Here is a 23,465-nt window from a genome sequence, read left to right as displayed (position 1 = left end):
GCCAGAACAAGCGTCTGTCGAAGCGGCTGCAATACGCCAAGCTGCGCCAGCAGGCCTGCGTCGAGGACATCGACTATCGTACCCCGCGCGGCCTCGACCGCAGCCTCTTGACGATGCTGGTCGAAGGCCAATGGATCGACGACCACGCCAATCTTTTGATCTGTGGCCCGTCCGGCGTCGGCAAGAGCTGGCTCGCCTCGGCGCTCGGCAACAAAGCCTGCCGCGACAATCGCTCCGTGCTCTATCAGCGCGTCCCGCGACTGTTCAGCGATCTGGCCTTGGCGCGCGGTGACGGCCGCCACCCGCGCCTGCTGCGCGCGCTCGGCCGTGTCGATCTCCTCATCCTCGACGACTGGGGCCTCGAGCCGCTCGACGCCGCGGCCCGCCACGACCTCCTGGAGATCCTCGAGGACCGCTACGGCCGCCGCTCCACGATCGTCACCAGCCAGCTTCCCGTTGATCAGTGGCACGCGCTAATCGGCGAGCCGATGACTTCATGATGCCTCCTTCTTCGAACGCTTGGTGCGTCGTACCCGATTGCGAAGCTGACTGACTTGTTCGTTTGAGAGCTGGATCTGCCATGGCTGGCCTTTGGCTAACTGACGACCTGCCAGCAATCCGCGCGCGAGATAATCGAACACCGTTTGCGCGGTTACGCCAAGCTCAGCCGCTGCGCCCTGAATCGAGAAGCTCCCGTCGGGCCAGCGCATCGGATTCTTGTCCACGCCGTTGATTTTGACGGTGGGAATGCCCCAGCGGGTACGCAACACCCAGACGTTCTTGCCTTTGAACGCGCAGCCTAGGGCCGCAACGAAGCCTTCCTGATTGAGTATCGCCGCGATCTCGGCATCCATTTTGTGTTCAGCATTCAACTCTACGATTCGTTGCCGCAACCGATCCATGTCGATGTAATCGCGGTAGGTGTGAACGCGCCTTTGCACGTGATGCTCGCTGGTTGCGCCGGTCTGCCAGACGATCTTGAGCCACACCTGACCTCGGGTCCGCTTCTGATCAAGAACGACTTCGCGGATAACAAATCGCAGAATGCGCTTGCGATCGGCTGCCGACGTGATGGCCGCGTTCCAAATCCGTGGAAGGTTCTCGCCGAGCGTTTGTAGCCCCGCGCGTTCCGCCGGGCCAATCAGAAGCGGCTCTTGCGCGCGCCAACGCGCATGCTCCTGCTCGACCGTCTCGACGACACGCAGCTTCTCTTCCCAAACCCGCTCAAGTGAGCGCGCCACAAGACGGTTCTCGGGCTCTACGGCGTCATACTGACGCCGAGCACGCTCGGCCTCGTAGCGGGCGCGCTCCACGCGAAGCGCCCACTGGTGCTCGAGCTGACGGCTCTCCTGCTCCAGTTGGCCCGCCGCCGCGAGTGCGATCTCAATCTGATCCGGCACCAGGGCATCGAGGACCACCCGCTCAACTAGCGAGTCAACCGCCAAGGCCCGGACTTCCTGGCACAGTGCACTGCCTTGCTGGTCCCGATCCGAACGGCAGCAATAGACCGGATAGTCGGCATTCGGGCCCGTGTAGCGCATGCCATGCGCCGTCCACAACGGCCGCAGATCGCAATTCCTTGTAACAGGGCTGCCCCCTTGCGCGGTACGCCAGAGTGTCCTGCCTCATAGCGGCAGACGTTATCTGCCAGTCGCCCCTGGTTGGCCATGAACTCCTCCCAGCTGATATAGCCTGGGTGAGCGGCGTGGAGGCAAACCGCCCAATCCGCGATCGCCACCTTGACCGTTCCCGTCAGCGATCCCGGCCGGCATCGGCTCGGATCTTTTTGCCGGCGGCCATAAACATAAGCCCCAGCATAGGCTGGATTTTGAAGGATACTAAGGACGCGTGCACTATCTGGCGCACGCCAGACGATCTCGTGTGGAGATGGTCCAAGCAGCGGTCGAGCCGGCAAGGACAATCCGTTCCTGTCCAAGTACCGCATCACACGGCGAGCGCTTTGCAGTTCCCGGAATTTAGCAAACACGAGATGAAGACGGGCCTGCACCTCCTCGTCGGGATTGAGAATAATTGTGCCCGCTCGATCATAGGCGAGCCCCGCTGGCAGGGGCAGCCGCAGTTCGCCCCGCGCCGCCTTCTGGCGTTCCCCTTGGTGAAGGCGCATTCGAAGCTGATGCAACTCCGCCTCGCTCATGATGCCGGACAAGCCCAACAGCAGGCGGTCGTGGTAGGCGCGAGGATCGTAAAGCCGCTCACCATCCGCAATGAGCACGCCGAACACCGAGCACAGTTCGAGAAGCTGATGCCAGTCTCGGTTATTGCGGGCCAAGCGAGAAGCGTCGAGGCTCACCACAAGACCGGCGTTGCCAAGGCCGATCTCGGCAATGAGCTTCTGGAAACCATGACGATCCACACCGCCAGCACCGGATTTGCCCAGATCCTCGTCAATGACCTGGACGCGCTCCGGCGGCCAGCCCAGACCGATGGCGCGATCGACGAGGCGGTACTGCAGCTCCGTGCTCTCTTGGTGCTGGCGCACCTGGTTCACGGATGACTGCCGCACGTAGACATAGGCCAACTTGGCTCGGTGCGCAGTCGTGAGCCGCTCGTCAGCGACGTTCAAGCTGATCAGCACGACCCAGTCCTCTTCCGGGCGTGCCGGGAACCGCTTGCATTCGCCGCAGCAGCGTGGCGAGGATTTGAGCGATCTGGGTTTGCGTCGTGGTCGACAGATTCGGCCACAGGCGCGGAATGTCGGCCGGACGGCCAGGTGGATTTGCCAACGTCGGTAGGGGTCGATACGCAACGCGACCTGGAAGCGGTCGGTGGGTCATCGCGAATCACCTTCTCGTCGCGCTCAAATGTTGCATCAATGGGATCAGCGTACGTGCACTGATGCGCGGCAGATCGGCGGCGCTCGGGCGGGAAGTGATTGCCGTCTCGGCAAGATCCGTCGACGCGATCCGAACTGCCCGCGGCCGGCCGTCCGGCAGCGCGACAACGACATAGGCGGGACCGCGCCCCGACCGCTCCTTCAGCACCTCAAGCCGGTGCCCAAAAAGAAAATGATGCGGGTCGGTGATCGTGACGTGAGACACGACCCGTTCCAAAATAGGGGCACTCTGTCGTGTTCGGTGACCCCACCTACGCCGACGCCGTTCTCGACCGCCTGGTCCATAACGCCCACCGGATCGATCTCAACGGCGAGAGCCTGCGGCGAACCCGTAAGCCCGGCCGAAAGGCCTAAGCCAGTGGCGCTGTGGACATGCCGCTGCGCTTGGACAACGCGAAGGGGCGTTGCCCACATGCCCACAGCACGAGCAGCAAAAAACAAGTCCTTCGAGCCGCGATTCAAGATTGACCACGCGGCTTCGCCGATGCCAGAAACCAGATAGCCAGAACGCCTCGCGCCCCGGGCGACATCAAATCGGAATGGTGGGCGAGATCATCTCGGAATCCTGGGCGAGATCAAATCGGTACACCCGGGCGAGATCATCGGAATCCGCACCATATTGGACCGCATCATTCACAATGCCCACCGCATCGAGCTCAAGGGCGACAGCCTGCGTCGTCGGGCCGACGATCGGACAACCGCGTGACCACCGCGCGCCCGATCGCCCCATCGGCCCACAGGTCCCTCCCGCGCGCGCCGCTGCGTCGCTCGCGGGGGCCACTCCGCGTCGCACGCGGGGCCCTCCCATGGACCGCTGGACCGATCTCCAAACCCTCCCGCCCGTCTTGACCGGGAAGACCATTTCCAGCACACATAAACACGTCAGTCGTGTTCGTCTCCGCAAGTGATCACCATCGTCTGGACTCCGTGATCACGATGGCCTGGAATCGCAGATCATCATCCCTGGAATACGCACACAGAACTCGCCCAGGACAGCACTTCCGTGGTAACGCCTGGCAGCAAGCCAAGGTGAACCTCGATCCGCTTCAATCGCGGAAACCACTCGTTCCGCTCGCTTTCGGCCGACCTAAAAGTGATCCAGCGATTGAGCGCGAGTAAGGCCCCGACAACTCCTCCTTGCCGACTTTCATTGACCGGCCAAATGCCTGGTGAGGCGCTCCATTCCACCAGATCGCTTTGCAAAGCCGCTCCTTACCGAGCACGATCGCATTGGATTGTGGTCCACGGATATACTTGCCACCCGCGTATGCGACCAGGTCGGCTCCGTTCTTGATCCATCGGTCGGAATTTTCCGGTGAAAGGCCTGCGGCATTGACAAGGACTGGCACACCGTCCGCGCGCGCAAAGGGCAGGAGCGAGCTTAGCGACAATGTCGAGGTAGCGTCCATCCGACCCCGCAGGCAGATCATCGCGACGTTGCCGTCCAAAGCCTCCGCCAACTCCTCTGTGCTGGAAATGCTGACAATCTGAGCACCCGCAACGCGGATTGCCTGCTCGTAGGCAGATCGTTGATTGGAGGGGATCAACACCTTGTTCCGCAGCCCCGATATGTCCGACCGCAACATCAGCTCTGGATTATTTCCGGCAATGCACGCTGCCGTGGCCAACGATAGCGCGGCTGCAGTCCCGGCGGTGATGACACCCCATTCAGCGCCAGTGAGTTCAGCCCTTCGTCGGCCTGCGGCCTCCGCGGGCTCGTCCATGTCCACAAAAGCCTCGGCAGCCGCGTTCATTGCGGAGATGGTCTCGTCGCTCGGGTTACTTGCACCATAGATCGTGCGGAAACCCAGCGCATTGTATGAAGGGTTCGACGCCGATTTCGCGGTAGATCCAGCCACGCGCGTGGTCTCGCCGTGACAGATCGCGTGCTTGCAGGAATTTCGATCGCTTCTTCACTCTAGTCTCTTCATTTCAGGTACGAGGTGCCCAAGATGAAGTGCGGTAAGAACAGGCTGCACGATGCCTGACGCCTTCCGCACTCGGAGGGGCCACATGCGAGCAACAGTTGCGACAGACACCAGAACAGGGTCCGGAAGGCCGCTTGGGGAATAATCGGACGGAACAAGGGCGATTGCTCTTACCGTATGGGGGGCTGGCCCCGGATGGACCGAACACCGCAGCGCCGGCGGCCATGCAGGAGTGGTGCTCGCAGCGAGCTGGCAAGCACGTCCGGCAACCGAGCTCGTGAACGGAAAGCAGATCTCGTGCCGACAAGGTGAGTGCATGACGCTTTGCTGGTGAGTCTGCAAACCTGGGCCGATGATCGATCGAGGTCTTCTGGATAGGTGCCGTACCGGGGATGGTAGGTGCCGCACCAAAAGACGGCTCGCGCCCTAAGGTCATGCCTGCCCCGCACACTCGTAATCTGCCGGCCGGCTGCTCAAGGTCACCGAGAAGCTGCCGATGATGCGAGCGGCAAAGATGCCGATTCCGTCTACAGGGCTTTGCTCGTGAAGGCAAACGAATTGAGGTCACGTGATCGAGGAGCAAGAAGCAGATTCTCCAAACGCGACAAGCCCCTAGCGGAATGAAAGGTAGGTGAAGAAGCGAGAGGGCCAGTAACGCCATATCGAATGACAAGAGCACCCGTAAGAAGAGCCCATCGGACACCCACAGAAATTGGCAGAAATGGCTAAGCCTCATTGCGCCTGCTACGAGTTGGGCGGCTGGGATCACAGGGAAAATGCCGACGCATTGCTCAGCTGAAGTAGCAGCACTGCCGGCACCACCGCTGCCGGTCTTCGCAACATCTATGTCGCAGTCCATAGTGGGATCAGCCGCGTCTCCGTCGAGGTGATCTGACAGCACAGCCCAAAAGCGCTGTCACGCCGCAATGGCCAGCTCGAGGTGCCAGAAGTAGGTTCGCGGAACAAAAGAGGAGACCTGTGGTAGTATCGTCCGCCGGATTGCAAAGGTATTTCGGCATTTGGTCCCTCACTTATCTTCCTGCCTCGATGCTAGAGCATGATGTATTTACACGGAAACATAGCCTGAGTTTTTGAAGTAGTTGGTGCACTCCGCCTCGGAGAAGAGATCGAGGAGTTCACCAACCTTCCGCCAGGTTGCCTCGACGTCACGGGGTTCTGCGGATCGCATGAGGTGTTTGAGTTTGGCGAAGACCTGCTCGATCGGGTTGAGGTCAGGGCTGTAGGGCGGCAAGAAGATAAGGTGGGCTCCTCTGGCGCGGATAGCTTGGCGAGCCGCTTTGCCCTTGTGGCTGCCAAGATTGTCGAGAACGACGATCTCGCCCGGTGCGAGGGTGGGTGCCAACACCTTCTCGACGTACAGCGTGAAGAGTTCACCATTGATGGGACCATCAATCACCCAAGGCGCACTGATCCGATCATGACGCAGCGCCGCGATGAAGGTCATGGTCTTCCAATGGCCGAAAGGTGCAGAGGCTTGGAGGCGCTGCCCACAAGGCCCCCAGCCGCGTAGCGGCGCCATATTGGTCTTGATCCACGTCTCGTCGATAAAAACCAGCCGCGTGACGTCAATCCTGCCTTGATGCGCTTTCCATCGGGTCCGCTTACGGGCGACGTCTGGGCGATCCTGCTCGGCTGGTAGAAGCGTTTTTTTTGAAGCTGAGCCCCTCGGCGTGAACAAAAGTCCACACCGCCCGCACGTCTGTCTTGATCCCCCGTGCGGCCAGCTCCTGCGTCAGCTTGCGCAAGGTGAATGGCCCCGAGCGAATGCGTTTGCGCAGCCAGTCGGCGTTGGCATCCGACAGAACCCGCTTCTTGTGGCCGCCGATCTGGCCGGGCGCCAGGCCTCCGGTATCACGCCTTAGGTTCTTCCACTTCGTCACGCACGAGGGGCTGATCTGTAGCGCCTTCGCGATCGAACGAACCGTCTCGCCCGCGTCAGCGCGAGCCAAGGCACGTTCACGGATGTCTTCCGAATAGGGGCGCGTCATCCATGCTGGCCTCCGCACTCCAGCATGGAGCTTGAATCAGAAATCGCCCGCTCTGGGAACCCCGATTCCAGTCAAAAACATCATGCTCTAGGGGAAGGCTCCTCCGTTGAAAGATGAGCTCCGCAATGCGCAGATCTTCGATACTGTCGATTCCGCACCACCTGAGATCTTCACACCGGGCTGCACCAAGCTGCAGACCTCGCTTTTCGATGAGATAGGCGATGAGCTCGTCAGTGTAGGCCCGTATTGCTCCCGACGTGACAATATCGTCCAGTGTTGGGACGATCGTTGTTTTGAGAGTCAGTGCCGAAAATCGAAGCAGGTTCATCGTCTTGAATAGCCTTGGGCCTTCCGCAACAAAGCCGGCCGCAGCTTTGCTCATGCAAAAACCCGATATGAAGCCGCTATCCGACAACAAAACGGCCGCCCCTTGCGTCAGCTCGCCAAAGGGAGCTACTGCGGCCGCATCGGGTACTTCGCTGGCCATCAAATGGCGCAATGCATCCTGTTCGAAGAAGACATCCCCCTCTAAAACAAGGCAGTCTCCAGCGAGCAGCACGTCGCGTGCCAGCCACAGCGAAAAGGCGCTCCCGGTGCAGTCGAATACCGATGACTCGAGATAGTTGATTTTGAGCTCGCCAAAGCGCCTTCCGCAGGCATATTGAATGGCGTCCTTGCGGTAACCGACCACGATGGTCACCTCTCCAACACCAACCGCATCAAGGTTTCGTAAGGCATTATGAATGATCGGCGTGCCGTTGACCTCGACCAGCGGTTTTGGGCAGAGATCGGTCAGTGGCCGGAGCCGCGAGCCCAAGCCAGCGGCGAGAATGATGGCGCTGTTTGGGACGTTGGGGGTCATTTTATTCCCTCGCGTCGTCGAATGATTTCGGGCCGTCGTTCCCTTGCGTTGAGGACTGTGGCCAAATGTCTCTGGCCTCGGCTGTTTGGCCGGCTTTCTGGGAAAGGACAAACGTCCGCGAGCTCCGAATGCCGTGACTGATGTGTCCTCGTGACCGAAGGTCCGGCTCCCGGAGGGGGCGTGTCCCGGGGGGACGACGCCGCGGCCGCATCCCGCCGCAAGCACGAGGGTTGGGCTCGGAATTTGGGGCAAAGGCAGCTCTAATCATGTCGGCACTCGTAAAACCAAGCTTAGTTCCACTCATTCAGAGTTGCGGTCAGGCGCCGCAGGCCTCTACCGAGTAGTTTAAGATCGATGCCATAGGAAAGCCGGAGACCCGTAGGGTCGCCAAATGCTGTGCCCGATAGTGTTGCGACACCGGCGTTCGTCAGCAACGCCTTGGCGACATCATCAGCGTTGAAATCTCCGCTATCGCCGGCGGCGCGCCGCTGAAGCGCGCAGAGATCGAGGTAGAAGAACAATCCACCCTGGGCAGTGGGCGATGGCACCAATTTCAACTTTGAAAGGATCGAAAGTCCGAGTGTTCGCGCGTCCGAAATGTGGCGCTGCAATCCCAATTCGAAGGCGGAATCGCCAGATTTGAGATGATACAGCAGCGCAAGCTGCGCAATGACATTGGGGTTCGATGTATGGGTTTGTAGAGCCTTAACCGCACTGATAAAATTTTTGGGCCCGGCGATATATCCGATCCGCCAGCCGGTCAGGGCCAACGACTTCGAAAACGAATTGACGATCAATGTGCGATCGCGGGCCTGGGGAGCCACCGATAGGATCGAATGATGCGTATGTGGGGGATGAGCGAAAGCCCCGTAGCATTCGTCGAAGATTATCCAGAGGTTCCGATCCCTCGCGAGTTGGGCAATACTAGCAAGGGTATCGCGGTCGTAGACTGTGCCTGTCGGATTGTTGGGTGTGTTGACCACGATCGCCTTGGTCCTTGATGTAATGGCCGCGGCCAGATCTGGCGGCCTCGGCACGTAGTTGCTGTGCCGGCTCTCTACAAAGATTGGCGTGCCGCCGGCAATGATGATCTGGGTCGGGAAAGTCGTCCAGTATGGGGTGGGGATCAGTACCTCGTCGCCGGGATTTACAAGCGCTAGAGCCGCATTGAAGAGCGCCTGCTTGGCGCCGCTCGTCACAGCGATTTCGTCTGCTGACCATGGCTGAGCCGTCTCGGTGGAAACCTTGCAAGCAAGCGCGCCGCAGCTCCAGCACCCGATCGGGTCGGTATAGCGGTTGAGGTTGCCATTGATCGCTGCGATCGCGCCCTCGCGCACCGATGGCGCGAGTTCGCTCCAAATCTCTCCCCAGTCAGATCAATAATGTCCTCGCCGCGTGCAATAGCCTCCTTTGCGGTAGTCCTGGTCGTGGTGCGGCCCCACAATAGAAACTCCCCGGTACTGACAAAAGCACACAGCAGAGCTCCTGTTTCTGAACGCCAAATGAATTTGGTGCGTTTCCTCGGTGCCTAGCCGTTGAGCAACGTGATGAGGTGGAAGCGCAGGCCGTCACGGAATAGCGGCTGGTCATGCCAATCAATGATATCTCCACGAGGACGAACAGGGGCTGCGTCGGAAATTTCAGTGGCGGGTGACGATGCTAAGGACCGGTGCATGGTGTCATGCCCGTCAAAAATTCATATGTCCTGTGGCGCATGAGGGACCTACTATTTTTTGTCATTAGGCTGGAGATATCGCGCTTCGGCACGGACGAGTTCATCGTACCCTAATAGGTTAAAAACCTCGTCGAGCGTCGCAATATGGGGCTCGATACTCGCGATGCCTTCCCTAGCCATGATGCGACCGCAGACCCTGCGCATGGCAACTATTGCAGCTCGCATGCAGTGGTTGGCCCAGATTACCGTGGAGATGCGCGCATCGCGATATGCAGAGACCGGCGTTTGATAGTATTTTGTTGGGATAATCACGATGGGCAGTCGGTTCTGCCAAGCACTCGCAAACTCAAGGATCTCCTCCGCGGTGCTCTTTCGCGAGTGAATGAGAATCGCATCGGCTCCCGCATGGGCATAAGCGTGAGCACGCGAAACCGCTTCCTCCATTGGACGACCGGCAATCAGCGCTTCGATCCGCGCCACGAGAACCAAGTCCTGCCCAACTGTATCCTTGACGGCCCGCAGACGGCCCGAGAACTCTTTGATGTCGGCTATGGCATGTCGCTCGCCAACGAACGAGTTCATTTTTGGAAAACAGCTGTCCTGCAGCGCGAGGCCGGCAGCCCCACGTTGGCGGAGTTTGCGTGCGAACAGACGCGCATTGTTGAAGTTGCCGAAACCGCTATCGCCGTCAACGAGCACCGGTAGTTCGGACGAGTCCACGATGCGTTCGACGACGTCGACGAGTTGGCTCCATGATGCCTCATTGGCATCGCGGTAGCCGAGAGAGGAGGCAATTGATAGGCCTGAGGCCCACAGACCTTTGAAACCCGCGCGTTGGGCGATTGCTCCCGAAAGCCCATCATGGGCTTCCATGAGAAAGGAGAGGTCGTCGTTGAAGCAAATCTGAGGTCGAAGTATATCGGCGGGCAGCGTTTTCACGCTTCGATCGGGCAGGCCGTTTCCGCGAACAGATCTGTGTTGCATGCCGAGTTTCCTGAGGGCGGGACCTGCGCTCTTGATCAGGCATTGATTGGCACGTCTCTGTCATCTCGATCAATTGCTAACGTTAGTAGTTGACTGTAGCAAAATTCTGCAGGGCGACCTCCGAGGAGCATAGAATTTCCTGATTCGTGCTAGTCGGCGACAACGCGATTGCTAGATCCGAACTGGGGCGGCACGGCATACTCGGTTCGGCGCGTAGGTAAAGAGCTTAGGTAGCCGTGTGGGCATGCAGCCCCTAGCTTTGCGCGTTCCGCTTTCATTGTGCGAGCATGAGATCGAATGCGTCGCTTTGGCCGGAGAGTCTTTGGTCTACATCGAGGGATGTCGCTACCGGTGCAAACAGTGATGTCGCAAGTCGGACGTATGTCGTGCTTCAAATCGGTTAAGACCCGTTAATCTCTTCAAGTGCTTGTCCACGACTGAGTTTCCTGCGGGCCGCGATTGGTATGACACTTGCTGTGCTCGATTGGGTTCCTGGCAAGGTTCTCGGAGAATCGGATGCTCAGCGTCATCTACGTCGATCTGGTTCAGGAGCTTGCTCTAACCGCCGCGCGGCTTCTCGCCAATGTCATTGGGCGCCAGGGCGGCGATCAATATCAACCGGGTCGATCGGTTCGCGCCGAAGGGAACGATGTGCCTGGGCGAAGAGCTCGACGGCAACCACAGCGTTCTTACAATTGGCACAGCAAGCGGGCCCTATTCCTTACCGAAAGTCGGATCGGCGACCGCCATGTATTTCAAAGGTCGGGTCTTCGCCGAGTTCGGCTCGCTGCCGGTTATGCATCCGTTGGCAGTCGTAATACGCGACGATCAATTGGCGATCGAGTCGGGACGAACTCATATTCGCTACCAAGCGTATCGATACCAAACAGCTGGAGCCCGGCACCATCGGGCCGATCTGCGCAGTGCGGCTTAATTGCCTGCCCATGGCCAGAATTTGGGATTTCTGCCTACGCCCGATCGGAGAATTGGCTGGCGCGCGTTTGGCATAGCGAAGAGACCGACAACGCTATTCAGCCTAGCGCAAAGTATCGGCGCGGGCGTCTCCCGCGCGATCCCCCATCATTTGAGCGCGCGCCGAAGCAATTTGGACACTGCCATGCAACTCGGCGAAAACACGCCGTCAGCCCGACTTTGTCCATATGGACAAGGAGTGTACGTCGCCCCCTCGCTGACGGCCCTTTTCGCCCCGTAGCTATCGCCCCACTAGCGCGACTGCGTTGCGAGCTGGAGCATGTCAGAAATTCAGCGAATCTCCGCCTGAAACCGACTCAATCGAACGGCGCACAACGTCCCTTCGGCTCGATCACGTGAGGCGCCTTATGAATCTCTTTAGCTTCGTCGAATGCGCGAATCAAACGCAATCTCTCAAAGCGCTGTTTGATTTGCTTGTGAGCTGTGCGAGCGAAGAGGGGTTCACTGAGGTCGCTTACGGAGCGCTCACCTTCTCAGAGCCGCTTCGTCTACCGGGGTGTCCACCGCCTCTGGTAGCTATAAAGGTTCCGCCTGACTGGTGCCAGCGCTATTTGGAACGCAAGTACTACATTGTCGATCCGGTCGTCCGGCGGACACCGATGTTTGCGGGGCCATATCTATGGGACGAGCTCGCAAAAGAACATCAACTGCAGGCATGTGAACAGCGTGTGCTACAGGAGGCCAGAGAAGCAGGTCTGAAGCACGGTGTCAGCGTGCCATTGTTTGGGCCATCAGGGCGAATATCTGTGATATCATTCGCATCCCGTTGTGATGATGCCGATCCTCAGAGGAATGTGAAGCATCTCAACGCTCTGGCTTGGCACTTCCATATTGCGTTTGCGGAGATCGCAAGGCCGTCGGACAGGGTCTCGAACAGAAAAGTGAGCCTATCCGAGCGCGAAAAGGATTGTCTGCGATGGGTCGCGGAGGGCAAATCGTCCTGGGAAATCGGAAAGATACTCAACGTCAGCGGGAATACGGTGAATTTCCATGTGAAGAACGCAATACGAAAGCTGGGTTCGGCGAACCGAACTCAAGGTCTTGTAAAGGCGATACGTCTTGGGCTCATTGAATTTTCGGAGCCTGCGTTGGCAACGCCGTTGGTCGCCTAATTGGTGTTAAGTCCGCTGCAGGGCCCCGCCAAAACGTCGCAACTGATCTGCGGACAAAGCGAGCCGCGCGCCAGTGTGGCCAAAAGGCTGTGGTGGTCGGCATGGATCCGCAGGTAAATACTTCCTAGTGACTTCGACTGGTTGATGCGGGGCGCGGGGGAGAGCCGCCTCTGCAGAACACTGAAGCTCCAAAAAAACGTTACACCTTGCCGTCGTTGCTGCCGAACTACGCGTCAGCAAGTCCCACTACGGGGAGGTATGTGCTTTGCCGAGCGCGACTTGGTATAAACATCGTGCATAAGCAGCAATGTCTGCCGACGCACGTCTGGCTATTGTGGTCGTCAGATCTGGAAAGTGCGCGCACACGAGGTGAGACTTCGCTCAGGCTGCATTGTCGATGATGCGGCGAATTGATGGTCGCGAGCTCGCCTCAATTTTCGCGACAATCAGCGTCGCTAACGTGCTCCTCGCACTATCGGCGCGGCCGGATAATTTTGGTCACACACACATGCCACTTTGCAGATCGCCCTTTGGAGAGGTGGTGCAAGCGTGCCTCGCAGGCATAATGGAAACGTCGTCTGCCGCGTGCCGTGATTGCCGAAAGCCGAAGCATCGGGATTAATGTTATCAAGGTCGCGCTGGATTAACGAAGCCGACGCTTTGGCACAGACCGTCAGTGGCACACTCGAGCGTAGTCGTGGGTCGGTCACACTATGGCGCCTTGCGCACTCGGTGTGGCTCAGCACATCCAGCAGGCCGACGTTTCCCGGATTTCAGAATGGACATGAAGGACGTTAAAGCCGGAACTTTTCCGAAAACAGAGACACCTAAGTGATCTTGCGTTCTTGAATTAGCTCAAGAAAGAGCCCCGGTCAAAAGGACCGGGGCTCTCGATCGCCGTTTGGACTGAGGAGATTGTTATTTGAGAGCTACGGGCCAGCCAAACTTGTAGTTAACTCGCGCGGTGAGGAGATCGAAATCCTGGCGGATACGATCGTTCCCAAACGAACCGCCACCGGCGGCGTTGAAGTTCACGTCGCTAGTCGGCATGAATATGTGGTCGTACTCGAGGCCAGCTGACCAGTTCGGCGTCAGGTTGACCTCAAATCCCGCACCAACGACGCCACCCCAACGTGTCGTGTCCGCGGTCCCAAGCTGCGTGCCTGAAGCAACGTCGTTGACCTGATAGCTGCTGCTCACGATCGCGGTGCCGCCTTTGGCGTAAAGCAGTACGTTGCTGATGGCATATCCGATTTGGCCAGTGATCAAACCGAACGAGTCGATCTTTGTCTGGTTCCTGTTGGTCGGAAAAGCAGTGCTGACATTGGATCCGTTGAAATCGGCCCAGTTGCCCTGGCCTTCGACGCCAAGCACTGTCTGGCCGATCTGCCAGCGATAGCCGATCTGCCCGCCCACCGTGCCGCCGCTTGCGTCGTGGGAGCCCTCAGGGTTCGTGCCTGCAAAATCCCAGGAGGTGTGGCTCGAACCCCAACCGCCGTTGACGCCAGCATAGAAGCCGCTCCAGTCGTAGAGTGCGACCGCGACCGGGGGCGGTGGCGCCTTGGTGTAGACGGGCTGTGCAGCGAGATCCGCAGCGAATGCAGGCGCCGCAGCGGTGAGTGCGACGATGCTCGCAGTCATAAGCAACAAGTTCTTCATTTCGAGCTTCATTTCCTTTAGTGGCCCCCGCCGTTCGCGTCATAACAGCGCCGACGCGAATTGCTGTAACTGCGGCGCAACATTCACGTTCAAAGAATCGGCTTGATCCTGACGCTGCGTAAGGTTGTACGCTTGAACGTCACTAACAAGGGGCGCATCGAGTTGTATCAGATGCGTGCAGCAAATTCCGACAATGGCGTAGGTGTCTGTACATCGAAGCTCGTTGATGAAGGATGGTCACTCGCATGCTTTCGCTGATCGGACCAACTGGAGCGTGGCACGAGTGCATTTGGACGCGCAGCGACACCAAATGTCGTTTCCCCAAAGTTGCCGTGCCCATCAGCGAGAATAAGCGGTCAGGGATGCCGCGCTGGATGGCGATCGGTCCAAGGAAAGCTGCGCGCTACATCGTCACGGCCTTACGGTGCCGAGAAGGCCGCTCGCTGAAACAATTCGCTACACTGAACCGGATCCGCTCGGCGATGCCTTGTTGCATGCGCAGCAGGGAGCGTCAGAGTGCCTAAGGAGCAGTCAATCTTCGGTTGATTCGGACACCGCAGTGCCTGAGATGGATCATACGACTCGCGAGTCCTCTAGAATGACTGTGACCGGGCGATCCACATTTTCGGGTGGCGAGTTCCTATTCTCCATCTGATCCCTATCAGCCCACCTTGCGCCACGGGATGAGCATGCAGGCTTGTCTTTGATATTGGCGGTACTGCTCCCCGAACTGTTGGAGAAGATCCCGCTCTTCGAAAAATATCCCGACAAAGATGTAGGTGGTGGTCACGGCCGCAAACAGTAAATGCCCGATCGTCATGATCGGCGCGGCCCAGAACGCGATGATGAAGCCGAGATAGATGGGATGTCGCACGAACTTGTAATACAGCGGCGTCTTGAATTGCGGCGCAGGTATGCTCCGCCCCCTGAGATTGGCGGTGACGTGACGCAGTCCGAACAATTCGAAATGATCGATAAGGAACGTGCTGGTGAACACCGTCGCCCAGCCGATGAATGATAGCGTCGCGATCATGACGAATATGTCGGGGTCCTCAACCTGCCAAACAATTCCCGGAAGCGGCCTCCACTGCCAGAATAGCAACATGAGACACAGGCTCGCCATGAGCACGTAAGTACTTCGTTCAATGCAGTTCGGCACATATCGCGTCCACCAGTTCTTGAACCCCTTGCGCGCCATGCCGGAGTGCTGGATAGCAAACAAAGCCATCAACAAGGTGTTTATGGAAAGCGCATCGATGACCGACGCCTCAGGTCCCGTGTCAATCGTCTTCGGTACGCCTATGCCGCTTACGAAGCCGATAGCGTAGACAATCGTGAAGAGAAACACCCCGTAAGCTGCCAAACCGTAGAGGAAAGCAATCAATCGTAACGATCGTATCCGGGAATGTGCTTGTCTTACGGAGTTTACCTTAGGCATGAAACGACTCCACCTTTAGGCAACGGCTTGCTCAAGGTCGTGGGACGCTGAAGAATCAGGAAAATCATCCAATCAAAGCCTGGTCCTGCACATGTATTGGAGATGCAGCCGATATGCGGCGCAGCGCCGACCAGATGCTCGATGATCATCATCACCGGCAAAGAGCCGCCGACCGTGTGCATCGCCCCGCTGAGCGATGCGAATGAAGGGAAAGCTGGCTCGCCTCAGTGCGATATGACAACGAACAGGTCTCATCGTGAACTCCTGGCGCAGTTCGCTGCCGGCAACATTGGTTGCGGAGCTTTCGTCCTCATCCCAGCAAACTGCGTGCCGATCGCGGAATTGGGGATACATCTTGCACGACCGGAGAATACCCGAACGACGGGCGGCCCAACGGGAGTAATGCTGAGGCTCTTGGGATTTCTGACATCGGCGTAGCCGCCGGACGGCTGGCATGACGGGCACCCATGTAATGCCAGCCACTCCTCACGCCGCTTGCGCGGGTCTAGACGATGATGTCTGTTGCGACTTGATGCCGCAATTCTGGGATGCCGCTTCAGTGCCGGACGCCCCGGTCGCTCGAACTAGGCATGTCCGGGCTCCGAGCGCCTCGAAAAGGTCACGCCGTTAACGCGTTCAGTCGCCGGGGCAAGCCGCCAGCTTTTCGTTTCGCTCATCGCGGTCGATTTACGTCCCCTTGGTATGGCGATACGGCCGGCCCTTGCCGAGCACTGGGAGCGGATCGATCGTCAGTCGCTGCGGCTTTCCGCTTTTGGGACGGAAGCCTGCTGATGCCAGAAGAAGTCGCTTCAGCCTCGATCCCGATCACACGTTGAGGTCCTGATGTAACCGAATGACGGAGGCGGCAGTTACTCGATCGGCTCGACAAGTGCCGAGGTCGTGGACCCCAGCGCTGTGGTCATACACGCCAAAGGGGCGGCGTCGCTCCTTGAGCTGGCTCGTCGGCGCTGCGGCTGCGCCAATCGTGTGTCTCATAGCCGCTGGACCGGCGGCTGATCGTCGCATCCCGGCGCAAGGGGTGCAAAGCCCGCGACGTGCCCTCATAAGCCTGCCCGCCAGTCATCCATTTACATGAAGCGGCGACTTGAACAGCTATCATAGCCTGTATCTTCTCTAATGCGCAGAAGATCCATTTCCTCGGGCCGTGCAAAGCCCTGAGCACCAGCAATTGTAGGCCCGTTTGTTCGAAAGGAACTTGAAGTGACTGGCGCGTCAGGTTGTAGGCTGGAGACCATATGATGCTGGCTTATTGAAAGCGCAGTGACGCTAATACCGGAGGGAATTGTGGCTACAGCAAGCTCGTCGACAGAAGTGGGCGATGGAAAGCCAACGCTCTCCGCTCCTGATGATGATCCATATCTTTGGCTGGAAGAGATAGAGGGGCCGCAGGCGCTCGACTTCGTTGAGCGGCAGAATGGCAAGACTCTGCAGGTGTTCGGCGGAGCGACATTCACCAGGGATCGCGACGAGTTGGCGTCGATATACGACCGGGCGGACAATATACCCTACGTAAGCCGGCACGACGACCATCTCTACAATCTTTGGAAAGATGCTGACAATCCGCGGGGTCTCTGGCGTCGGACGACTTTAGAAGAATTTCGAAAGTCGAAGCCGTCATGGGAGGTTTTACTTGATGTGGATCGGCTCGCGGCCATTGAACGCGAGGACTGGCTTGTAAGCTGGACCGCCATGCTGCCTGGTAGCTCGCAAGTCCTACTCGCTCTGTCACGGGGCGGCAGCGATGCAGTGACGCTGCGCGAGTTCGACCTGACGACGAGGAGTTTTGTGCCTGATGGTTTTGTGCTTGGGGAGGCGAAGAGTAGTGCCGCTTGGGTCGATCAGGACACCCTACTGTTGTCCAGCGCCTATGGCGTGGGCATGTCGACATTGTCGGGCTATGCCAGGACCGTCCGATTGTGGCGACGCGGCGACCCCATTGAACGAGCGGCAGCGGTGTTTGAGACGACCGTCGATCGCATTGGCGTTGGCTGCAGGATCGATCGAACCAGCCAAGAAAAACGCGTCTGGTTCACCGATAAGCTGAATTTCTTCAATTCCCAGACATGGCTTGGAACCGAGAAAGGGGCGCTCATCAAGCTCGACCTTCCTACCGATATCTCGCTAGAGGCGCATCAGGATTGGTTCGCGGTGAAGCTCCGCTCGGCCGCGACAATCGCCGGAGTAATCTACCCGACAGATACCCTGATCGGCATATCGTTGGCCGCCTTTCTCGCTGGGAAGCGCAATTTCGCGGTGCTTTTTCTGGCAAACCCGCGGCGAGCACTGCAGGGGTTCTTCTGGTCGGGCGGTAAGCTTGTCCTCTCCATCCTAGACGAGCTGCGGCCGGTCTTCGAGAGTTGGACGCCATCCACTACGGCTTGGAGCCGCGAGCAGCTGAGCATGCTTCCCGATATGGGCCTCGTTGATGTCTGGCCGCTTGATCGCGATTCATCCGAGAGCAACGACGATCTCCTTGCGAAGATCGAGGATCCGCTCACGCCCCCGTTACTGATGCTCTTGGAGCAAGGCGTGGCAAGTCCAGCGGTGCTGAAGGAGGCGCCAAAGACCTTTAGCATCGATGGTCTGGTGGTCACCCAGCACGAGGCGATCTCGGTCGACGGCGAGCGCATCCCCTATGTGCAGACCGGGCCGAAGCGTGAAACCGGCGAGGCGCCGGTCCATATGAGCGGCTATGGCGGGTTCGGCATCTCATTGAAGCCGTACTACAATTCCGCACTCGGCAAGCTGTGGCTGGAGCGTGGCGGCACCACTGTGCAGGCGCATTTGCGTGGCGGCGGCGAGTTCGGCACGCGCTGGCACGATGCCGGGCGGCTTGCCCGCAAGCGGCTGTCGCATGATGATTTCGCGGCGGTCGCCGCCGATCTCGTGCGGCGGGGCGTCACGCGGGCAAAGCGCATCGCGGCGCAAGGCGGATCGAACGGCGGCATCCTCATCACCAACATGCTGACGCGGTACCCTGAGCGCTTCGGCGCGCTGTTCTGCACGATCCCGCTGATCGACATGCGCCGCTACACAAAGCTGCTCGCGGGCGCGAGCTGGATCGCGGAATATGGCGACCCGGACAAGGAAGAAGAGTGGAAGTGGCTGAAGACCTTTTCGGCCTATCATGCCGCAAAGCCTGGCCGGCCCTATCCGCCGATCCTGATCGCGACGACGCGGCGGGACGATCGCGTCCATCCCGGACACGCTCGCAAGATGGCGGCGAAACTCATAGGGATGGGCTATGAGGCTTATCTCTACGAGCCGGCCGCTGGCGGTCACGGCTATGGCCGGGACAACAAGGAGCGGGCCGGCTTTCAGGTGCTTGGCTTCCAATTCCTGAAAAGCAAAATTGGCTGGCTGGACGAGACGGCCTGAGCGAGCTTCGCCCGTACTTGCAAACACCAGCCTGAAATGCTGACCGGATGTTTAGCGATCTGACCTGCGAGAGATCGGAATAGGCCACACGCAACGTCAGTACTTTCAAACGTTCGTGGAGTGCGTTCGTATAGGATCAGTCTGTAACGTGCAGATTCCTGATATCACTGACATATTCGCGCGGGCCAAGCCGCGAGATTGGCGTCTAAGTTTAGCGGTGAGTCATCCTTCAGTTTGGAAGACGGAAGGGGTATCCGATGGGTTCAGAAGCCTTGCGTATGCAACCCACGCATGCTTGGCAGCTCCACTTCGGCCCTGCTAGATGTGTGCACAGAATCCCAACGGAGTTGTTATGCCCAAGACGCTGAACAAGAAGATTGTACGTCGCGAGTACACTAAGACAGACGTAAAAGAACTGCGCGCACATTCGAGGGCGAAGACACCCGTTTCGAAAATCGCAAAACTTACAAAGCGAACAACCGGATCGCTGCGTCAGAAGGCACGAAAGTTAGGCATCCCGCTCGGACACCGACGGTAGTCAGGGCGCCGCACGGTAGAAGCACCGCGCGGAAGCACTCGAGATCAAGTACATCGGCGAGAGGAAGCTCGGCGCCATCCGAGTTTGGTGTCATGCACTCACCGTGTCATCGACCGGCTGTGCGCTGAGACCATCTTGTGCGGAACGCAAGGTGCGCCGGGAAAGCGCATGGCAACGCGTTCGGTGGCATGAAAAAGTCGCCGGAATACACTAGCCACATGATCGCGCGCGCATGTGTCACTTGGAAGCTACTTTATGGGACCTGCGCCGGTCGTGATTGTAAGGCCATATGTCCGCCTCTTCAGGTGAAGTGGCTCGCGCCTACAGTGCGGTCCGAGGATTACTCGGGCGTACCGAGCCGATCCTCACTCCACCTTCAGCGATCCGGCAAAACGCCATCGCTTCAGCGACAAGTGCGCATCGAGTTCGCTCTTCCAATCACGCATTGACGCTCTCCCGCGCACTACGCCCAGTTAGACCAGCCAGCTTATCACAAGCCAGGCCGCGAGCTGGCGGAGACGCTGGTCGCAACATAGGGCGCCGCCCCTCATCCGCTTGTCATGGCAGTAGCCGCCGGCAACATTGCCGGCGGCCCTTCGGGTTCAAAATACTCGTTGTGAAACAATGCAGTCCAGCCCCGTTTCAGAGATCTTCTAGAGCCAAAACGCATCGTCTCCTGGTTTTGCCGTTCGGGACGCTTAACGCAGCCCGATCCGGCGTGCGCTGGACCGCGACGCGCCACACATCAAACAGACGCGAGGTGCCGAACTCGATATGGAGCGCTGCTGGCGATGAGACACTTCAGTTCGACTTCGGCGTGGTTGCTGCGGCGGGCTGCGCGGCGGCCCACGGCGCGCGACCGACGATGACGGTCAGGAGGCCCTGGCCCCACAGCCACTTCGCGGCCTGCTTGGCATCGTCAAGCGTTACGGCATCGACGATGGCGTTGCACTTCTCGATGTAGTCGATCGGCAGCTTGTCCTGCTGATATTGCAACAGCGCTTGTGCGAGCTTGGAGGAGGTGTCGAGCGCGAGCATCTGCGAGCCCTTGAGGTAGGATTTGGCCTCGTCGAGCTCCTTCTGCGTCGGGCCCTCCTCGGCGATGCGGCGCACCTCCCTCTCGATGGCGTCGAGCGTGTCGCCGGCGCGGTCCGCCCGCGTGCCGGTGTTGCCGATGAAGACGGCCGAGTGCTCCATCCACAACAGCGATTCAAACACCGAATAGGCGAGCCCGCGCTTCTCGCGCACCTCGCGATAGAGCCGGGAGGACAATCCGCCGCCGCCCAGGATGTGGTTGACGACGTAGGCGGCCATGAAATTCGGATCGCTGCGCTTCACGCCGGGGCCGCCGAAGGTGATCACGGTCTGCGGTACGTCGAGCGGCACGAAGGCGCGCTGCGGCGGCGCGGCTGACTCGATGTCGGGAACCGGCGTGAGGTTCGCTTTGGCGGGCAGGCTGCCAAACGTCTTGTCGAGCAGCGCGCCGAGCGTCGCCGGGTCGACGTCGCCGACGACCGCGACCTTCAGCGTGTCCCTGGCGAGGATGCGGCCGACATAATCCTTCATGTCGGCGACCGTGATGGTCGGCACGCTTTCCAGCGTCCCGCTGGTCTGCCGACCGTAGGGATGATCGCCGAAGGCGACCTCCAGGAATTTGCGGCTGGCAAGCGCGGTCGGATTGGTGGTGTCGCGGCGCAGGCCCGAGATGACCTGGGACCGGATGCGCTCGACGTCGGCGGTGTCGAAATGCGGCGAGGTCAGCGCCATCCGCAACAGGTCGAAAGCCTCGTCCTTGTTGTCGCGGAGCATACGCAGGCTGCCGCGAAACGTGTCGCGGCTGGCGCTGAAGGAGAGCTTGATGGCACGGCGGTCCAGCCGTTCGTGGAAGGACTTGGAATCGAATTCGCCGGAGCCTTCGTCGAGGAGGCCACCGACCAGGTTGGCGACGCCCGGCTTGTCCTTGGGGTCCTGTGCCGCGCCGCCGGCAAAGGAATACTCCATCGCGATCAGCGGCACGGTCGCATCCTGCACGAACCAGGCTTCGATACCGCCGGGCGAGGTCAGATGCTGGATCTTGGCCGCGGCCTGCGACGGCGAGATGGACGCCAAGGCGAGCGTCACCGAGGTGACGACGGAGAGCGCGATGCCGCGCACGCGGGGGAAGGGATAGGTCACGAACGCTTCTCCTCGCGCTTTGTTGCGTCCTTGATCAGGTAGCCGGTGACCGAGCGCTTTTTCTCGAGCCATTTTTGCGCGGCGGCGCGCACCTGTTCGGCGGTGACGGCGCGGATGCGATCGGGCCAGCTGCGGATGTCCTCGACGGACTGGCCCGTCGTCAGCGCGCCGCCATACCGGTACGCCAGCAACGCCTGGTTGTCCCGAGCGTAGATCTCCCCCGCGATGAGCTGGGTCTTGACCCGCTCGAGATCCTCAGGCCTGATCGGGTTCCGCACGATGTCGGCGATCACGTCGTCGATCACCTGCTCGACCTCGGCGAAGTTGACGCCCTGCTTGGGCGAGGCCGAGATCGAGAACTGGCTCGGGTCGAGCGCGATGCTCGAATAGCTGGCGCTGGCGGAGACCGCGAGTGGTTTGTCGACGACGAGCGCGCGGTAGAGATAGGAGTTGCTGCCGCTGCCCATTAGTCGGGCGAGCACCTCGAGCGCGGCGCTCTCGCCGGCTGCCGCCGTGGTTGCCGACGGCACGAGATAATAGCGGCGCACGCCGGGCTGCTCGACGCGCGGATCGGACAGCGTGACGGTGCGCGGGGCGGCCGGATCCGGCTCCTGCGGACGGATGCGTTGCGCGGGGATCGCGGGCTGCGCCGGGATCGGACCGAAATTGCGCTCGACCAGCGGGCGCACGTCAGCGACCTCGACGTCGCCGGCGATCACCAGGATCGCATTGTTCGGCGCATAGAAGCGACGGTAGAACGCCAGCGCATCCTCGCGATTGAGCTTCTCGATCTCCTGGTGCCAGCCGATCACCGGTCGACCGTAGGGATGGTTGAGATAGAGCGCGGCCATGACCTGCTCGCTCAGCCGAGCCTCGGGACTGTTGGCAACGCGCATGTTGTATTCTTCGAGCACGACGTCGCGCTCGGGCAGCACGTTCTCGTCCTTGAGCACGAGCCCGGTCATGCGATCGGCCTCGAACTCCATCATGGTCGGCAACTGCTCGCGCGGCACGCGCTGAAAATAGTTGGTGAAGTCCTCCGAAGTGGAGGCGTTGTCGTTACCGCCGACGCGATGCACCGTCTGGGAAAATTCGCCGACCGGATGCCTCGAAGAGCCCTTGAACATCAAATGCTCGAGGAAATGGGCGAGCCCCGATTTGCCGGGCTTTTCGTCGGCCGAGCCGACCTTGTACCAGATCATCTCCGTGACCACGGGCGTACGGTGGTCGGGGATCACCACGACCTGGAGGCCGTTACCGAGCGTGAAGCTGCTGGGTGGTGCGGTGCTCGCAGCAGTCTCGGCTGACATGGCATCTGTCAAGGAGACCCAGCTCAAGACCAGCGCTAGAAGGCAAGCAACCGATCGTGATGATGGGAGCCTTGACAGCACTCGAGGTAGAACTTCCGGAACGAAAGCACGGTCTGGTGGCCGGTGAAACGCGGCATTGCTTCCGACCTGGTTCGTCAGCCGCTGGATTGGCATGACTTTTTGCAAGCTCCATTGCAGTTGGTTCTGGACGAGGAATGAGCTCATGATCGAAGTCATCTATCTGCTGCTCCATGACTTGCATAATCGATCGACAGATCAGCCTGCTCCAGGGGTATTATCGTGGTCCGCCGGGTTCGCCGGCTAACCCAAAGCATTGGTCGTGCCAAAGAAGAAACTCTTTGAACTACAACGTGATCGCCCGAAAAGCCTGTTCGCATGTTCACACGCAGTCGTACGTCGGACACGCTAGGCGCTATTTGCGACAGGTGTGGCATCGATGTGGCTATCGAAAGGCCTCCTTCGTGCGGAGCGGGGTTGGATCCGCGCAGCGACCACGGCAGCGTCACGA

At 59.6% G+C, this 23,465-nt stretch carries 16 protein-coding genes and 3 pseudogenes; 7 read left to right on the top strand and 12 right to left on the bottom strand.

Annotated features, from left to right (window positions below; translation table 11 throughout):
* Positions 1 to 14: 14 nt before the first annotated feature.
* A pseudogene (locus ACNJX9_RS34285) lies at positions 15 to 488 on the top strand (ATP-binding protein); the annotation flags it as partial.
* A 6-nt stretch (positions 489 to 494) separates the two neighbouring features.
* Here the strand turns inward: ACNJX9_RS34285 and ACNJX9_RS34280 are convergent.
* The 3 genes from ACNJX9_RS34280 to ACNJX9_RS34270 all read right to left on the bottom strand — a co-directional run bounded on the left by ACNJX9_RS34280 (position 495) and on the right by ACNJX9_RS34270 (position 3,059).
* Positions 495 to 1,541 (bottom strand): hypothetical protein, encoded by a 1,047-nt coding sequence (locus ACNJX9_RS34280; RefSeq protein ID WP_439410260.1) that lies wholly within the window; start codon positions 1,539 to 1,541, stop codon positions 495 to 497.
* Entirely contained in the window at positions 1,427 to 2,500 is a 1,074-nt protein-coding gene (locus ACNJX9_RS34275) for a recombinase family protein (protein WP_439410177.1), read from the bottom strand. The genes ACNJX9_RS34280 and ACNJX9_RS34275 overlap by 115 nt, the downstream gene beginning before the upstream one ends.
* A 301-nt stretch (positions 2,501 to 2,801) precedes the next feature.
* Complete coding sequence (locus ACNJX9_RS34270; RefSeq protein WP_439406466.1) at positions 2,802 to 3,059, bottom strand: hypothetical protein; 258 nt, start codon at positions 3,057 to 3,059, stop codon at positions 2,802 to 2,804.
* Positions 3,060 to 3,088: 29 nt separating this feature from the next.
* Here ACNJX9_RS34270 and ACNJX9_RS34265 point away from each other — a divergent pair.
* Positions 3,089 to 3,208 (top strand): annotated as a pseudogene (locus ACNJX9_RS34265) (ATP-binding protein); the annotation flags it as partial.
* Between the two features lie 241 nt (positions 3,209 to 3,449).
* A pseudogene (locus ACNJX9_RS34260) lies at positions 3,450 to 3,560 on the top strand (AAA family ATPase); the annotation flags it as partial.
* A 340-nt stretch (positions 3,561 to 3,900) separates the two neighbouring features.
* Here ACNJX9_RS34260 and ACNJX9_RS34255 read toward each other — a convergent pair.
* The 5 genes from ACNJX9_RS34255 to aepX all read right to left on the bottom strand — a co-directional run bounded on the left by ACNJX9_RS34255 (position 3,901) and on the right by aepX (position 10,312).
* On the bottom strand, positions 3,901 to 4,713 hold the full coding sequence (locus ACNJX9_RS34255; protein ID WP_439406465.1) for a hypothetical protein: 813 nt from the start codon (positions 4,711 to 4,713) through the stop codon (positions 3,901 to 3,903).
* A gap of 1,135 nt (positions 4,714 to 5,848) precedes the next feature.
* Positions 5,849 to 6,791, bottom strand: a protein-coding gene (locus ACNJX9_RS34250) for an IS630 family transposase (protein ID WP_439404163.1) whose coding sequence is annotated in 2 segments (ribosomal slippage) — positions 5,849 to 6,454 and positions 6,456 to 6,791 — 942 coding nt in all. Because the reading frame shifts where the segments join, the coding sequence is not laid out codon by codon here.
* Positions 6,760 to 7,653 (bottom strand): phosphocholine cytidylyltransferase family protein, encoded by an 894-nt coding sequence (locus tag ACNJX9_RS34245; RefSeq protein ID WP_439406463.1) that lies wholly within the window; start codon positions 7,651 to 7,653, stop codon positions 6,760 to 6,762. Before ACNJX9_RS34245 ends, ACNJX9_RS34250 begins: the two co-directional genes overlap by 32 nt.
* 290 nt (positions 7,654 to 7,943) lie before the next feature.
* A complete protein-coding gene (locus ACNJX9_RS34240) occupies positions 7,944 to 8,990 on the bottom strand; it encodes a pyridoxal phosphate-dependent aminotransferase (protein ID WP_439406461.1) in 1,047 nt (348 codons plus the stop codon).
* Positions 8,991 to 9,379: 389 nt separating this feature from the next.
* Positions 9,380 to 10,312 (bottom strand): phosphoenolpyruvate mutase, encoded by a 933-nt coding sequence (gene aepX, locus ACNJX9_RS34235; RefSeq protein WP_439406459.1) that lies wholly within the window; start codon positions 10,310 to 10,312, stop codon positions 9,380 to 9,382.
* Positions 10,313 to 10,895: 583 nt separating this feature from the next.
* On the opposite strand from aepX, the gene ACNJX9_RS34230 reads away from it, so the two are divergent.
* The gene (locus tag ACNJX9_RS34230; protein ID WP_439406457.1) at positions 10,896 to 11,246 is read left to right on the top strand and encodes a hypothetical protein; all 351 of its coding nucleotides are present in this window, start codon (positions 10,896 to 10,898) and stop codon (positions 11,244 to 11,246) included.
* 406 nt (positions 11,247 to 11,652) lie between these two features.
* Entirely contained in the window at positions 11,653 to 12,417 is a 765-nt protein-coding gene (locus tag ACNJX9_RS34225) for an autoinducer binding domain-containing protein (RefSeq protein ID WP_439406456.1), read from the top strand.
* 918 nt (positions 12,418 to 13,335) lie between these two features.
* On the opposite strand, the gene ACNJX9_RS34220 is transcribed toward ACNJX9_RS34225, so the two are convergent.
* Positions 13,336 to 14,076: an outer membrane protein gene (locus tag ACNJX9_RS34220; RefSeq protein WP_439410176.1), complete on the bottom strand. Its 741-nt coding sequence runs from the start codon at positions 14,074 to 14,076 to the stop codon at positions 13,336 to 13,338.
* Between the two features lie 661 nt (positions 14,077 to 14,737).
* On the bottom strand, positions 14,738 to 15,514 hold the full coding sequence (mddA, locus tag ACNJX9_RS34215) for a methanethiol S-methyltransferase (RefSeq protein WP_439406454.1): 777 nt from the start codon (positions 15,512 to 15,514) through the stop codon (positions 14,738 to 14,740).
* Between the two features lie 141 nt (positions 15,515 to 15,655).
* Here mddA and ACNJX9_RS34210 point away from each other — a divergent pair, with 141 nt between their 5' ends.
* Positions 15,656 to 15,952 carry a hypothetical protein gene (locus ACNJX9_RS34210; protein WP_439406452.1) on the top strand — a complete coding sequence of 99 codons (297 nt, stop codon included), beginning with the start codon at positions 15,656 to 15,658 and terminating at the stop codon, positions 15,950 to 15,952.
* An 867-nt stretch (positions 15,953 to 16,819) separates the two neighbouring features.
* A complete protein-coding gene (locus ACNJX9_RS34205; RefSeq protein ID WP_439406450.1) occupies positions 16,820 to 18,913 on the top strand; it encodes a prolyl oligopeptidase family serine peptidase in 2,094 nt (697 codons plus the stop codon).
* A 1,339-nt stretch (positions 18,914 to 20,252) separates the two neighbouring features.
* Here the strand turns inward: ACNJX9_RS34205 and ACNJX9_RS34200 are convergent.
* Positions 20,253 to 21,626 (bottom strand): M16 family metallopeptidase, encoded by a 1,374-nt coding sequence (locus ACNJX9_RS34200; protein ID WP_439406449.1) that lies wholly within the window; start codon positions 21,624 to 21,626, stop codon positions 20,253 to 20,255.
* Complete coding sequence (locus ACNJX9_RS34195; protein WP_439406447.1) at positions 21,623 to 22,936, bottom strand: M16 family metallopeptidase; 1,314 nt, start codon at positions 22,934 to 22,936, stop codon at positions 21,623 to 21,625. Before ACNJX9_RS34195 ends, ACNJX9_RS34200 begins: the two co-directional genes overlap by 4 nt.
* Between the last annotated feature and the right edge of the window lie 529 nt (positions 22,937 to 23,465).

Origin of the sequence: Bradyrhizobium sp. BLXBL-03, assembly GCF_051853015.1 — a bacterium.
Lineage (GTDB): Bacteria > Pseudomonadota > Alphaproteobacteria > Rhizobiales > Xanthobacteraceae > Bradyrhizobium > Bradyrhizobium manausense.
The sequence above is the reverse complement of the archived record's forward strand: the minus strand, read 5'-3'. Positions and strand labels throughout refer to the sequence as shown.

Coding starts and splice junctions, on each gene's coding strand:
- ACNJX9_RS34225 (WP_439406456.1), top strand. CDS start 11,653: ATGAATCTCTTTAGCTTCGTCGAATGCGCGAATCAAACGCAATCTCTC.
- ACNJX9_RS34210 (WP_439406452.1), top strand. CDS start 15,656: ATGATCATCATCACCGGCAAAGAGCCGCCGACCGTGTGCATCGCCCCG.
- aepX (WP_439406459.1), bottom strand. CDS start 10,312: ATGCAACACAGATCTGTTCGCGGAAACGGCCTGCCCGATCGAAGCGTG.
- ACNJX9_RS34230 (WP_439406457.1), top strand. CDS start 10,896: ATGTCATTGGGCGCCAGGGCGGCGATCAATATCAACCGGGTCGATCGG.
- ACNJX9_RS34195 (WP_439406447.1), bottom strand. CDS start 22,936: ATGTCAGCCGAGACTGCTGCGAGCACCGCACCACCCAGCAGCTTCACG.
- ACNJX9_RS34220 (WP_439410176.1), bottom strand. CDS start 14,076: ATGAAGAACTTGTTGCTTATGACTGCGAGCATCGTCGCACTCACCGCT.
- ACNJX9_RS34245 (WP_439406463.1), bottom strand. CDS start 7,653: ATGACCCCCAACGTCCCAAACAGCGCCATCATTCTCGCCGCTGGCTTG.
- ACNJX9_RS34280 (WP_439410260.1), bottom strand. CDS start 1,541: ATGCGCTACACGGGCCCGAATGCCGACTATCCGGTCTATTGCTGCCGT.
- mddA (WP_439406454.1), bottom strand. CDS start 15,514: ATGCCTAAGGTAAACTCCGTAAGACAAGCACATTCCCGGATACGATCG.